Source organism: Cupriavidus sp. SIMBA_020 (assembly GCF_046535395.1).
Lineage (GTDB): Bacteria > Pseudomonadota > Gammaproteobacteria > Burkholderiales > Burkholderiaceae > Cupriavidus > Cupriavidus campinensis.
Genome location: NZ_JAWRWU010000935.1, coordinates 1 through 260, shown reverse-complemented (window position 1 = coordinate 260; position 260 = coordinate 1). Strand labels below are relative to the sequence as shown.

The 260-nt window shown below is 67.3% G+C and carries 1 pseudogene; it reads right to left on the bottom strand.

The window, feature by feature from the left end:
- A pseudogene (locus SB751_RS32195) lies at positions 1-170 on the bottom strand (M48 family peptidase); the annotation flags it as partial.
- Between the last annotated feature and the right edge of the window lie 90 nt (positions 171-260).

Sequence of the window (260 nt, the reverse complement as noted above, 5' to 3'; positions counted from 1 at the left end):
CGCGTCGCCGCCGCCAGTTTGTCCCATAGCCCGATGGCTGCGCGCGGATCGAAGCCGGCGCGCGATGCGATATCGCTGCCGATCACGTCGGCTTCCGTCTCGTCGGTGTTTTCGTACTTCATTTCGAGCAACTGCGAACCGATGCCGAGCGGCGCCACGCCGATGAATGCCGGCCTGCTGATCGAAGCCTCGGTGCGGCGCCACGCGATCATTTCGCCGACGCGGCTTCCGATCCACCCGGCGACAGCGCCGCGCTGTCC